The organism is Morganella sp. Je.2.23 (assembly GCF_051129855.1).
GTDB lineage: Bacteria > Pseudomonadota > Gammaproteobacteria > Enterobacterales > Enterobacteriaceae > Morganella > Morganella sibonii.
Map to the genome: position 1 here is coordinate 176,769 of NZ_JBCPSQ010000007.1, position 13,077 is coordinate 189,845.

Annotated in this window: 13 protein-coding genes and 1 riboswitch; of the genes, 6 read left to right on the plus strand and 7 right to left on the minus strand. The window is 48.9% G+C overall.

Features of this window, described 5'->3' with window-relative positions:
- Window positions 1-14: 14 nt before the first annotated feature.
- Together AAZR23_RS18360 and oxyR are read left to right on the plus strand one after the other, a co-directional pair.
- Window positions 15-1,217, plus strand: coding sequence for an MFS transporter (locus AAZR23_RS18360; RefSeq protein WP_434694252.1), 1,203 nt, complete (start codon window positions 15-17; stop codon window positions 1,215-1,217).
- Between the two features lie 115 nt (window positions 1,218-1,332).
- Window positions 1,333-2,244: a DNA-binding transcriptional regulator OxyR gene (oxyR, locus tag AAZR23_RS18365; RefSeq protein WP_046892926.1), complete on the plus strand. Its 912-nt coding sequence runs from the start codon at window positions 1,333-1,335 to the stop codon at window positions 2,242-2,244.
- Here the strand turns inward: oxyR and sthA are convergent.
- Window positions 2,241-3,641 carry a Si-specific NAD(P)(+) transhydrogenase gene (gene sthA / locus AAZR23_RS18370; RefSeq protein ID WP_046892949.1) on the minus strand — a complete coding sequence of 467 codons (1,401 nt, stop codon included), beginning with the start codon at window positions 3,639-3,641 and terminating at the stop codon, window positions 2,241-2,243. The genes oxyR and sthA overlap by 4 nt on opposite strands.
- 204 nt (window positions 3,642-3,845) lie before the next feature.
- Here sthA and fabR point away from each other — a divergent pair, with 204 nt between their 5' ends.
- Together fabR and AAZR23_RS18380 are read left to right on the plus strand one after the other, a co-directional pair.
- Window positions 3,846-4,502 carry an HTH-type transcriptional repressor FabR gene (fabR, locus tag AAZR23_RS18375; protein ID WP_046892927.1) on the plus strand — a complete coding sequence of 219 codons (657 nt, stop codon included), beginning with the start codon at window positions 3,846-3,848 and terminating at the stop codon, window positions 4,500-4,502.
- A 23-nt stretch (window positions 4,503-4,525) separates the two neighbouring features.
- Complete coding sequence (locus AAZR23_RS18380) at window positions 4,526-4,900, plus strand: YijD family membrane protein (RefSeq protein WP_107680723.1); 375 nt, start codon at window positions 4,526-4,528, stop codon at window positions 4,898-4,900.
- A 70-nt stretch (window positions 4,901-4,970) separates the two neighbouring features.
- Here AAZR23_RS18380 and AAZR23_RS18385 read toward each other — a convergent pair whose 3' ends face one another.
- The 6 genes from AAZR23_RS18385 to trmA form a co-directional block, all read right to left on the minus strand.
- A complete protein-coding gene (locus AAZR23_RS18385; RefSeq protein WP_247717286.1) occupies window positions 4,971-5,615 on the minus strand; it encodes an energy-coupling factor ABC transporter ATP-binding protein in 645 nt (214 codons plus the stop codon).
- Window positions 5,530-6,246 carry an energy-coupling factor transporter transmembrane component T family protein gene (locus tag AAZR23_RS18390; protein WP_434694256.1) on the minus strand — a complete coding sequence of 239 codons (717 nt, stop codon included), beginning with the start codon at window positions 6,244-6,246 and terminating at the stop codon, window positions 5,530-5,532. The genes AAZR23_RS18385 and AAZR23_RS18390 overlap by 86 nt, the downstream gene beginning before the upstream one ends.
- Window positions 6,239-6,871 (minus strand): cobalt transporter CbiM, encoded by a 633-nt coding sequence (cbiM, locus tag AAZR23_RS18395; RefSeq protein WP_046892931.1) that lies wholly within the window; start codon window positions 6,869-6,871, stop codon window positions 6,239-6,241. The genes AAZR23_RS18390 and cbiM overlap by 8 nt, the downstream gene beginning before the upstream one ends.
- 13 nt (window positions 6,872-6,884) lie before the next feature.
- Window positions 6,885-7,397, minus strand: coding sequence for a nickel ECF transporter (locus tag AAZR23_RS18400; RefSeq protein WP_046892932.1), 513 nt, complete (start codon window positions 7,395-7,397; stop codon window positions 6,885-6,887).
- A 9-nt stretch (window positions 7,398-7,406) separates the two neighbouring features.
- Window positions 7,407-8,096, minus strand: coding sequence for a DUF4198 domain-containing protein (locus tag AAZR23_RS18405; RefSeq protein ID WP_218427003.1), 690 nt, complete (start codon window positions 8,094-8,096; stop codon window positions 7,407-7,409).
- 434 nt (window positions 8,097-8,530) lie between these two features.
- Window positions 8,531-9,631: a tRNA (uridine(54)-C5)-methyltransferase TrmA gene (trmA, locus tag AAZR23_RS18410; protein WP_434694258.1), complete on the minus strand. Its 1,101-nt coding sequence runs from the start codon at window positions 9,629-9,631 to the stop codon at window positions 8,531-8,533.
- A 107-nt stretch (window positions 9,632-9,738) separates the two neighbouring features.
- Window positions 9,739-9,923, plus strand: a riboswitch (cobalamin riboswitch).
- Window positions 9,924-9,987: 64 nt separating this feature from the next.
- On the opposite strand from trmA, the gene btuB reads away from it, so the two are divergent.
- Both btuB and murI read left to right on the plus strand, forming a co-directional pair.
- Entirely contained in the window at window positions 9,988-11,874 is a 1,887-nt protein-coding gene (btuB, locus tag AAZR23_RS18415; protein ID WP_046892935.1) for a TonB-dependent vitamin B12 receptor BtuB, read from the plus strand.
- Complete coding sequence (gene murI / locus AAZR23_RS18420; RefSeq protein WP_434694260.1) at window positions 11,819-12,685, plus strand: glutamate racemase; 867 nt, start codon at window positions 11,819-11,821, stop codon at window positions 12,683-12,685. The genes btuB and murI overlap by 56 nt, the downstream gene beginning before the upstream one ends.
- The last annotated feature ends 392 nt before the right edge of the window (window positions 12,686-13,077 follow it).

Consider the following 13,077-nt stretch of genomic DNA (forward strand, 5'->3'; position numbering starts at 1 on the left):
AAAGGGAATTGAGAATGAAATGGAGATACCGGCTGGGTGCCGTGGCAGGGAATGCACTGGAGTATTACGATATCGCAGTTTTTGCGGCAATATCCGTATATCTCAGCGCTGAGCTTGAAAGACTGGGTTATGAATCAGCAACTGAAATGGTCTGGGGAATATTTGCATTACGTTTTCTGGCACGTCCGATCGGCGGCTATATTATCGGACGTTATGCGGACAGGGCGGGGAAAAAGGCGGCATTGGTTTTAACCAGCCAGATTACCGGCGTTGCGACATTATGTATGGCATTATTACCAGTTCATTTACTGGGCTCTTATACACCGGTTGCTATTCTGTTGTTGCAAATGGTGTTGTCTTTCAGCTTTGCCGGGGAAAACCCGTCGCTGATGACATATTTATTCAGTGATGCAAAGAGAAATGAATATGCCAGAATTTCCGCTCTGATTGTCGGCAGCTCTGTTACCGGGGTTATCGTATCTCTCGGGTTGGTGTTATTACTGGAGAGCATGCTGTCACCGGAGATGATGCAAACTGTCGGCTGGCGGATCCCGCTGCTGGTCGGGGTGCTTAATATTATTATGAGTTTCTGGTTCCGCACCAGGTTACCTGCACTGCCGGTGCAATCTGTTATCACAAAGCGTGTTGACGGCCTGCGGGCATTACTGATTTTCCTGATGACCGTGCCGGGGTCTGCGGTATTCTATTCTTATAATATGTCTTCTTCACTTGTACGGGATCATATCGGAGCTGAATCCCTGAAAAGCAGTTATGCAATTTTTTCATCCTGTTTATATCTGTGTTGTATTCTGACCTGCGGGTGGCTGACGGATAAATACAGCTCGGCAGAAAAAGTGTTTAAAAGCGCATCAGCGGCACTGGTCATTTTTTCTGTCCCGCTTTATTTCTTACTCAGCAGCGAACAAACCGGCCTGGTCATTACTGCTCAGTTGATCCTGACCATTAATGCATCCTGTATCTCCTGCACACTGGCATCGGTGATTGCCGGTATTTCCCGTGGTCACACCACCACCTTAAGCCTGGGATATAACCTTGCATCCACCCTGATCGGCGGATTTACCCCATTAATTATCGGCTGGCTGGTAGCATATGACCTGACATATGCCGGTGTGTATATCGCCGCCTCCGGCCTGACCGTCATGCTTTCTTACCGGTTAATGCGGAAAGGTGATGTAAAAGCCTGTGCTTACCGGTAACGCTATCGGTTTTCTGTCTGTTTCCGGCCTGTGATTTAAGCTCGACTAACAATGCAGTTGCGTTATGATAGTTATCAATTGATTTTATCTATTAATCGCAGACGGAGACACAGGCATGAATATCCGGGATTTGGAATATCTGGTGGCACTTTCTGAGCATAATCACTTTCGCCGTGCGGCGGATGCCTGCCATGTCAGCCAGCCGACACTGAGCGGGCAGATCCGCAAGCTTGAGGATGAGCTGGGAGTGATGCTGCTGGAGCGGACCAGCCGTAAGGTCCTGTTTACCCAGCAGGGTATGCTGCTGGTGGATCAGGCCCGGACCATCCTGCGTGAAGTGAAAATCCTTGAGGAAATGGCCTCTCTTCAGGGGGAAAGCATGGCGGGACCGCTGCATATCGGTCTGATCCCGACCATCGCCCCGTATCTGCTGCCGCATATCATTCCGGAACTGCACCGGTTATGGCCGAAACTCGAGATGTATCTGCATGAAGCTCAGACACATCAGTTGCTGGCGCAACTGGACAGCGGCAAACTCGACTGCGCGATTCTGGCGCGGGTAAAAGAAACCGGCAGCTTTATTGAAGAACCGCTGTTTAATGAGCCGATGAAACTGGCGATTTATGATGAGCATCCGTGGGCATCACGTCAGGAAGTGGAAATGCACGAGCTGGCCGGTGAAAAACTGCTGATGCTGGAAGACGGACACTGTCTGCGTGACCAGGCGATGGGATTCTGTTTCCAGGCGGGCGCGCGGGAAGATACTCACTTCCGTGCGACCAGTATGGAAACGCTGCGTAATATGGTGGCTGCGGGCAGCGGTATCACGTTACTGCCGGATCTGGCGATTCCGCCGGAGCACAAACGCGATGGTGTGTGCTATCTCTCCTGCACCAATCCGGAACCGTTCCGTGAAGTGATTCTGGTTTATCGCCCGGGATCACCTCTGCGCAGCCGTTACAGTCAGCTGGCAGAGGCTATCCGTGCAAAAATGAGTGCTTATTACCAGCAGGAACCCGCTGTTTAAAATAAGCGGTTGAGCCCGTTCAGTGCGGCAACCCGGTAAGCTTCGGCCATGGTCGGGTAGTTGAAGGTGGTATTGACGAAATAATCGATGGTATTACCTTCACCTTTTTGTTCCATAATCGCCTGGCCGATATGGATAATCTCAGCCGCACGCTCGCCGAAGCAGTGGATGCCCAGAATCTGCCGTGTTTCACGGTGGAACAGAATTTTCAGACTGCCGGCATCCAGCCCGGCGATTTGCGCCCGCGCCAGATGTTTGAATTGTGCCCGGCCCACTTCATACGGAACCTTCATCGCGGTCAGCTGCTGCTCTGTCTTGCCGACTGAGCTTATCTCCGGAATGGTGTAAATTCCGGTCGGGATATCCTCAATCAGATGCAGCGGGGCATCGCCGTCATGGGTGATGGCCCGGGCGGCAATCCGTCCCTGGTCATAGGCCGCCGAGGCGAGGCTCGGATAGCCGATAACATCCCCGACCGCATAAATCGCCGGATTGCTGGTCTGGTAGGTATCATTAACACTGATAAGACCGCGGCTGTCTGCGGTGATCCCGACATGCTCAAGGCCGAGATTATCGGTGTTACCGGTGCGGCCGTTGGCAAAGAGCAGACAGTCTGCTTTTACTTTTTTTCCGGAGCGGAAGTGAATAATCACGCCGTCACCGGTGCCCTCAATCCGCTCATACTCTTCATTCTGGCGGATAACCACGCCGTTATTCCAGAAGTGATAGGTGAGTGCGTCCGACATCTCCTGGTCGAGAAATGCCAGTAACCGGTCGCGGGTGTTAATTAAATCCACTTTGACACTCAGACCGCGGAAAATCGAGGCATATTCACAGCCGATAACCCCGGCACCATAAATGATGACATGGCGGGGTTCGTGCGTCAGTGACAGAATGGTATCGCTGTTATAGATACGGGAGTGGCTGAAATCGACATCCGGCGGGCAGTACGGCCGGGAGCCGGTGGCGATAACCACATTATCCGCACGGAGAATATCGCAGCTGCCGTCGCTGTAGCGCACACAGACATCACCTTCTTCGGTGAATTTTGCTTCGCCGCAGAACATTGTGCAGCCGTTACGCTCGTAAAAGCCGCGCCGCATGCCGGTCTGCTGGGTAATGACCCGCCCGGCGTGTGCCAGGATCTCTGAAAATGACGATTTCAGAATCCGGGAGTTATCACTGTACAGCGGATTCTGGTTAAATTCGATAATACGGCTGACGGCGTGGCGCAGCGCTTTGGAAGGAATCGTTCCCCAGTGGGTACAGCCGCCGCCGACGTCGTTATAACGCTCAATCACGGCAACCCGTTTTCCCTGCTTCACAAGTCCCATTGCCACACCTTCGCCACCCGGGCCGGAGCCGATGACAATGGCGTCAAACTGGTTCTGTTGCATATGAGAAATAACCTGTTTATACATAAATTAACAACATCATCTTAACATCAGATGCAAAATCAGCCTATGATTAGTAAGGTTTACAGGTCACAGTTCGGAAAATCTTTTTTTCAGGAATTTCACCGGCCATAAGCTAATCATCACTGAAAAAAGTATTAAGTTTGTTATATTGATCCGTCTGAATAAATTGAGAGTCTGAATTCCGTGAGTAACGTGATTGGTGTAAGAGCAAAACAAAAAGAAAAAACCCGCCGGGCCCTGATTGAAGCGGCTTTCAGTCAGCTGAGCGCCGAGCGCAGCTTCACCAGTCTGAGCCTGCGTGAGGTCGCCCGCGAGGCCGGAATCGCTCCGACGTCTTTTTACCGTCATTTCAAAGATGTGGATGAACTGGGGCTGACCATGGTGGACGAGAGCGGACTGATGCTGCGCCAGCTGATGCGTCAGGCACGGCAGCGTATCGCCAAAGGCGGGAGTGTGATCCGGACATCAGTTGCGACATTTATGGAGTTTATCGGTAATAACCCCAACGCTTTCAGGTTATTATTACGTGAGCGCTCCGGGACATCCTCAGAATTCCGCGCGGCAGTCGCACGGGAAATCCAGCATTTTATTGCAGAGCTGGCAGACTATCTGGAACTGGAAAGTAAAATGCCGCGTCAGTTTACTGAATTGCAGGCAGAATCGATGGTAACCATCGTATTCAGCGCCGGTGCGGAAGCTCTGGATATTGATTTGGAAAAGCGGGCGTACCTGGAAGAGCGGCTGGTATTACAGCTGCGGATGATCGCCAGAGGCGCGTATTACTGGTATCGCCGCGAACAAGAGAAAATGCATGACCCCGATTATACCCCTTTAATTTAGCACACATCACCAAGGAGAACGTTATGACGGAACAGTATCGCCGTGACAAAGGAACCTTACTGCTCGCTTTTATTGTCGGGCTTTCAGTACACGGTACTTTTTCAGCACTTTTTAATTCCGCAGTCCATTTTTCGGTTTTTCCGGTTCTGGCATTGTGTCTTGCGGTCTATTGTTTCCATCAGCGCTACCTCAACCAGATGCTGCCGGAAGGCATGCCCAAGCTGGTGACCGGCACGTTCTTCCTGGGTCTGTTCGCCTATAACGCCCTGATGCGTGCGGAATATCCGGAAGCCGGATCAAACTACTTTTCTGCCGTCTTTATTGTGATTATCGCATTGTGGCTCTACCGGGCGATGAAACAGCGCCGTGCCACCGGACAGGATGAAGTAACGGAGTAATCGCGTCAGAAAGATAAAGATGCAGAAGAAGCCGGTCACTTTTGAAGTGACCGGTTTTTTTGTGTCCGTGTCAGGCCCGGCAGGGAAACGGGATTACGCGGTGCGCCATCCGCTGTGTAAACTGCTGATTATGAGAGGCAACAATCATCGGCAGATTCAGCTGTGTGAGAATATCTTCCAGCCGCTGAATATTTTTCTCATTCAGACCGTTGGTCGGTTCATCCAGCAGGAGAACTGACGGTGACATTGCCAGTACACCGGCCAGTGCGGTAAAGTTTTTTTCACCGCCGGAAATTTCAGTCACAGCGCGGTCTTTCAGCCGGACAATATCCAGCATCTCCAGGCACTGTAAGGCGCGTTCCCTTGCTGCCTCCTGTGTCATTCCCATATTCAGCGGGCCGAACATTACATCATCCAGCACACCCGGACCGAACAACTGATCATCAGGATGCTGAAACAGCAATCCCAGCGGGCCGCGAACCTCTGTGAAGTCGTCCTCAGAGTGACGGGACTTGCCGAAAACCGAAATATTCCCGGTAAACGGGATAAAACCTAACAGAGTGTGCAGCAGAGTAGATTTCCCGCTGCCGATATCACCGCACAGAAAAAGCCGTTCTCCGGCGTTCAGTTCAAAGTTCAGATCCTGAATTATGGGTACATTGTTGCGGCTGACAACCAGATTGCTGACCTGAATCAGGGGATTTTGGGACGTCATTAACAGACCTTTTTGTATTAACAGAAGACGGGCGTGCGTAAAAACCCCGGGCTTTCAGCGCCATTTCAGTGGTTTCCGCTTTGTGCATCGCTTTGATCAGCAGCAGGGCGACCAATTGGGACAACATGGTAAATGTCCGTTTATTCATCCCTTTACGGAATCCCCGTGCTTTCATGGCAGTTTCAAGCTGTTGTTTGGTCTCACTGAAAATCGCGATATAGCGGATCGTCAGAATAAACAGCTTAATCAGCTTGTCGGGCAGGGGATAACGCTTCACGGCACATGCCAGATCGATATCTGTCATGTTTGTCAGCATCGCAGAGACAAACAGCAGAATCGCATTCATTTTCAGCGTGATTTGCAGGGCGAGAAACACGCCTGCCGGTGACTGCACGATCCCCTGGCTCTCAATTTTCCACGGCAGTGTCAGCCAGACAAACAGAATAAAAATATTCAGCTTCAGCACGGTCAGCAGTGAACGGCTTAACTGACGGCGGTGGCAGACAACAAACAGCAGAAAAGCACCCGACAGACCGGCAATAAGCCAGTCGGTCTGCCGGATACCGCTGAGCAGAAAAGCCCAGAGAACCGCAAGAAGCAGGCGCCGGTGAGGAGGCAGCCAGTTATCCATAGGTATGTTGCCCGTGCTGATTAACCATCAGGGCGGCCGGACGCATTTTTGCCAGCGCCAGCAGGATCCCCACACTGATCAGGGAGTCGGTGACAAAAATCGGCAGGTGCCCGATAAACAGGAGCCAGACCAGATCGATATAAGATTTACCGCTGTCCAGTACCAGTGCCAGTGAGGTCAGGCATACTGTACCCAGCGTACCGATAACCCCGGCCATCACACCGAGATATACCAGACGCCCCTGACTCAGCCCCGGACGCAGGGAATTCCGGAACAGGTAATAGACCAGCAGCGCCGGAATGGAAATATTACACAGGTTAACCCCGAGAACCGCGAATCCGCCGAAGGAGAAAAACAGTACCTGCAGCGCGAGGGCAATCAGGAATGCCGGGAAAACCGCCCAGCCGAGGAACAATCCCGCAAGCCCGTTTAAGATCAGATGCACACTGCTGACCCCTATCGGCACATGAATAGTTCCGGCGACAAAAAACGCAGCCCCGAACAGGGCTGCCAGTGACAGACGCGAAGTATCCAGCTGACGGATGCCGATAGCAACCCCGGCGGCCGCGACCACACCGGCTCCGGCCAGTACAGGAAGATGTAATACGCCTTCAGATAAATGCATGATCTTCCTCCTGTTATGCGGCGTTTTTAGCGGCCTGCTTAGTTAACTCACGGGCACGGAAGAATGCGATCACACCGAAAATACCCACGATATAACCCACACCACCGAGAATATTCTGCAGATAAATTTTATTCTTCAGCTGATCAATATCCTGGCGGATCTGAATATAGCCGGAAGAAGAATCACTGCTGCCGGTGCCGGCTGTTGCGGAAATAACCGGGACTTCCGTTTCCACTTTGTGCCCTTCATCACCTTCAACATAGAGAATATAATCGCCGGTTGCCGGTACTTCGATTTTGAAATAGCCTTTCTCATCGGTCTTACCGGATATTTCATCATCTTCATGGCCTTTCAGATAAGTACCGACATAGGTATCTTTTGCCGGAGACATATCAGAATAATAAGACTGCCCGCTGATAACATTACCTTCCAGCTGTGCAACCACATGCATGGAATGAGCTTGTGCTGTTGTTGCCAACAGCACCCCGTTAATCAGTAAAATGGCAAATAAATAAACAGATTTCATAACGTTTAATTACTCAGCGTCAAAAGATAAAACATATTCCAGCTGCTGGAATCCGTACTCTTTATTATCCGGAGTATCCAGTTTGTATTCGGCGTAAACTTTATTGGCGCCTTTTTCAGCTTTGAATTTTGCCAGACCGTCTTTATTGGTTAACACACCCGGATCTTCTTCACTTTTGGCAATCTTCATGCCTTCCAGCGGCTGACCATCTTTCAGAGCTTTGATTTCAAACTCCTGACCGGCGACAGGTTTGGTCATCGGTACCAGTTCATATGGGGTGTTAAAGACTTTTGTGGCATTATCATCCCACTTCACGATGTTTTTACTGAATTTAATCGGATTTTTGCTGAATTCCGCGTCCGGTACTTCAATTTTATTTTTTTCGACGGTACGGCCGTTCTTTAATTTACTCCAGACGCCGTTGTCGTAGCCTAATAAGATAATCGACGCATTCTCAGGCATGACGAAGTAAGCTTCACCATCTTTATACGTCGTACTGACTGTTTCAACTTTACCATCCTGCATAACAGCCTGAACCGGTTTTAATTTATTTTCCGGATAGGTTTCTGTCGGGTTGTGACCAAAGCGGACAACATAATCAGAGCCGTCAGTTTGTTCTATCCAGATATTATGTGCACTTGCCTGAAAACTGCCAAATAACAGAGCGGCTGAAATTAACGTTATTTTCTTCAGAGACATAAAAATACCTTTCGATTAAGTTACGGGATTATTTACGGCCGAGTATAGAGCAGTGAAAATAAAAATAAGACCTTAAATTCAGAAGAATAATTAATATCAGGAGCGGCTCACAGTAAATTGTTAAATATTTATTTACCGCAAACGTATTTTTTAATAGGACAGGGCAGGTTGTTAATTTATTGCATGAGGGTTATTTTTTGTCTTTGAAATGTTATGAGTGTAATGAATATTAGTTGAATGAATATTTACAGAATTTAAATATCACTTTATGACGTATTTTTCGTCATCAGGGGCCGGGCTCAGCAGATCATTCTGACGGAGAAAGAAAATCGTGAAAACTGCAGGTGATCATAAAGGAATTAGTGCGTTAAACTCATAAAGTAAAAAAGTTCCTGATCATTGATCAAGAACTTTTCGGAGAAACGCGTAACAACTTATCTGCGCCGGATCAACAAAACACCGCTTTCCATGTGCGGGGTGTACGGAAACTGATCAAACAGCGCCAGCCGTACGACATCATGTGTCTGGTTCAGTGTTTCCAGATTTTCACATAATGTTTCCGGATTACAGGAAATATACAGAATCCGCTCGTAGCCCTGAACCAGTTTAACGGTTTCGGCATCCAGCCCGCTGCGCGGCGGATCGACAAAAATGGTATTGCATTCATAAGAAGACAAATCAATTCCGGCAAGACGGTTAAACTCACGCACTCCCTGCATCGCCTGTGTGAAATCTTCTGCGGACATACGGATAATCTGCACATTATCAATATGGTTAGCATCGATATTATATTGTGCGGCAGCGACGGACGGTTTGGCGATTTCCGTTGCCAGTACGCGGCGGAAATTACGCGCCAGCGCCAGTGAAAAATTACCGTTACCACAATACAGCTCCAGTAAATCGCCCTGTGATCCTTCTGTTGCCGAAAGTGCCCACTCCAGCATATGAATATTGACCGCCGCATTCGGCTGCGTGAAGCTGTTTTCCACCTGACGGTAAATCATCTCTTTACCTGCGACCGGCAGAACTTCATCAACATAATCATTATCCAGCATGATTTTTGTTTTTGATGCGCGGCCTATCAGCTGTAAATCAAATCCCTGTGACTGTAATTGTGCCCGCAGTGTTTTGGCGGCTTCTGCCCAGCTGTCATCAAGTTTTTTATGATAGAGCAGGGAGACAATAATTTTGTTGCTTCGTGTCGACAGATAATCAATCTGAAAAAGTTTGTGGCGCAGCAGATGAGTTTGTTTCAGTAACGGCAAAATAGCCTGCATCATGTCATTAATCAGCTGACTCGCGGCAGGGAAGGTATCTATCCGGATACGTTGTTTGGTCTGCTGATCAAACATGATATGCCAGAGGTCATCCCCTTCATGCCAGATACGGAATTCGGCCCGCATCCGGTAGTGTGAAACCGGTGACGCAAATACGTGAGCATCCGGCGCCTGAAAAGGTTGCATCATTTTTTGCAGGCTTCTTGCCTTCTCTGCAAGTTGTTCTTCATAATTTTCAATGGGTAACGTATTATGCATGGCGCGTTGATCCGTTTTGCTGATCACAAAAAATGTTCGTGTCTTAGTGATTAAAGTGTTCCGCCCGACAATTCAGACATCTTATTCTGGACAGATTTTAAGGCCGGATCGTAGCATGATAATTCGGTTTCTTCATAAGAATGAAAAGGGAATCCGGTGAAATTCCGGAACTGGCGCGCAGCGGTAATGGTAAAGCAACACGATGACACTGTTATAAATGACGGGAAGTCGTTGCAGGGAATTGAGAAATACCCTCCTGAGTCCGAAGACCTGCCGAAGATTTGTCGTCCGTCCTGCTGACGCTACAAAGCAGACGGGTGGCATCCTCTTTATATATATGTGGGTGCTCAGGAAAAATGAAAATGACCTCGCCTTATGCGCTGTCCGCTGTCGGACTGGCCGTGTTTTCCGCATTGTCTTTTAGCGCTTCTGCTAATACTAATGATGATCAGATAATTGTTTCCGCTAACCGTTTTCAGCAGCCGGTTTCGTCCGTGCTGGCTCCGGTAACCGTTGTGACCCGTGAAGAGATAGATAAGTGGCAGTCGAATTCTGTTGTCGATATTCTGCGTCGTTTGCCGGGTGTGGATGTGACTCAGAGTGGCGGATTAGGTCAGAACAGTACCGTATCGGTACGCGGGACAGATGCAAAACATTTGCTGGTATTAATAGATGGTGTCCGTCTGAATAATGCCGGTATTTCCGGTCAGCCGGATCTGAATCAGTTCCCGGTGGCACTGGTACAGCGGGTTGAGTATATCCGTGGTGCACGTTCTGCGGTATATGGTTCGGATGCTATCGGCGGTGTGCTGAATATCATTACTATCCGGGATGATATCGGTTCAAATATCACAGCGGGTATTGGTTCTCACGGCTACCAGAATTATACCGGAACCACCCAGCAACAGATTGGCGAAAATACCCGGGTAACAGCCGCAGCGGCGTATACCTATTCTAAAGGATTTGATATCCGCCGTGATTATGACGGTTATGCCACACCAAGCGGCCGTGACTATGGCTTTATGAATAAAACCTACTGGCTGGATGTGCACCACAAACTGGATGATCGGTTTGCAGTATACGGACGTGCATATGGTTATGATAACCGCAGTAAATATTTCGGATTTAAATCTGAGATGTGGTCGTTACCTGCTGATCCGGCAAGTGACCGCCGTGAGTTAGAAAACCGGACATATGATGCAGGTCTCACATTTAATCAGGGGGATTATTCTTCTCAGCTGATCATGAGCTACAGCCGGGTTAAAGACTATAACTATGATAACCGTTATGGCCGTTATGGTGATGGCGCAACCCTGGACAACTCGAAACAGTATTCTGCACAGTGGGGCAATAATTACCGTGTCGGATATGGCAGCATCAATGCCGGTATTGATTATCAGAAACAGGAAATGGAACCCGGTACGGCAATGATAGCTGACAGTAAATCCATTTCTGATACCGGTTTCTATCTGACAGGACAGCAGGAAATAGATAAAGTTATTCTTGAGGCTGCGGTCCGCTCTGACCATCATTCGGAATTTAACTGGCATACCACCTGGCAGACCAGTGCCGGATGGGAGTTTGTCGATGGTTACCGGGTTATCGGTTCTTATGCAACAGGATTTAAAGCACCAACACTGGGGCAGTTATATGCCAATACGACATTTGACTGGGGAACCATCGTTGGTAATAAGGATTTAAAACCGGAGGAAAGTGAGCAATGGGAATTAGGACTGGAAGGAAATACCGGGCCACTTTCCTGGCAACTGACCGGCTACCATAATGATATTAAAAATCTGATCGATTACGAGATGGGCTCACCGAATACCTATATAAACCGCAGTAAAGCTAAAATCAAAGGTGCCGAGTGGGTGGGGGAATTTGATACCTGGATTTTCCATCATCAGATGACCTATCAATACCTGGATGCAAAAGATAAAGATACCAATAAGCGTCTGGCGCGCCGTGCGCAGCAGCAGGTTAAGTATCAGCTGGATTGGACGGTGTCGGATGTTGATATGGGACTGACGTATCAGTATATCGGTAAACGTTATGATGATGCGGCGAATAAGCAAAAACTCGGCGGCGTCAGTATTTTTGATATCACCGCCGCATATCCGATCACTGACCATCTGACAATTCGTGGTAAAGTAGCTAACCTGTTTGATAAAGACTACGAGACTGCGTATGGCTATCGAACCGCTGGCCGCGAATACTTCCTCACAGGAAGCTACAACTTCTGATCTGAAAACCCGCCCGACAGTGCTGCTGTTTGATTCCGGCATGGGCGGTTTATCTGTTTATCAGGAAGTAAGAAAGTTACTTCCTGATCTCCACTATATCTATGCATTCGATAATGAGGCATTTCCTTATGGTGAAAAAACCGAAGCTTTTATTGTCGATCGTGTGACTAAGATTGTCCGTCAGATTGCTCAGCAGCATCCGCTGGCAGTGATTGTCATTGCCTGTAATACCGCCAGCACCATTACACTGCCTGCGCTGCGTGCAATGTCCGATATTCCGGTGGTCGGTGTGGTTCCGGCGATCAAACCGGCGGCAAAACTGACACGTAACGGCCTGGTCGGGCTGCTGGCAACACGGGCTACGGTAAAACGGGCTTACACCCGGGAGCTGATTGACCGGTTTGCCTCTGAGTGCCGGGTATCACTATTAGGATCGGCGGAGCTGGTCGAACTCGCGGAACGCAAGCTGTACGGTGAGGCAATTCCGGCAGGCGCTCTGGAAACTATTCTTGCGCCGTGGCGGAATATGAAAGAGCCGCCGGATACGGTGGTATTAGGATGTACGCACTTCCCGCTGATCGCCGAAGAGCTGAAATCCGCATTACCGGACGGCACCCGGCTGGTGGATTCCGGTGCGGCGATTGCCCGCCGCGTGCAGTGGTTAATCAATAATAGTGAAAAACCTCATTACTTAACGGATGAAGAAAATGTGGCGTATTGTCTGCGGGATGATGAAACCACACAGAAATTACAGCCTGTTTTGCAGCAATTGGGACTTGAATCGCTGAAAAAACTGACAATTACAGGGTGATTTGCTGTAATAATCAGCAGTCAGCACATTTTTATAAATTACCCCTTGCGGTCAGATGAAAACTCCCTATAATTCGCATCCGTTGTCACGGCACAGGACGCTGAGTCCGCTGAGATAACAAGGTGAAAAGTCTGAAATAAATACTTGACACCGAATGAGGAAAGCGTAATATACGCAGCCTCGCAACAACGCAGAAGACCGGCAACGGCAGCGAATGTTGCAACTGCTCTTTAACAATTTATCAGACAATCTGTGTGGGCACTCGCAGGACATATCACAAAAAATATATTTTTGAGAAGTCTTGAAGAGTGACCAATACAGCAGCTTAGAAATAAGCAGCAGTAAACAGTTTAATTCTTTGAGCATCAGACACTTTTAATTGAAGAGTTTGA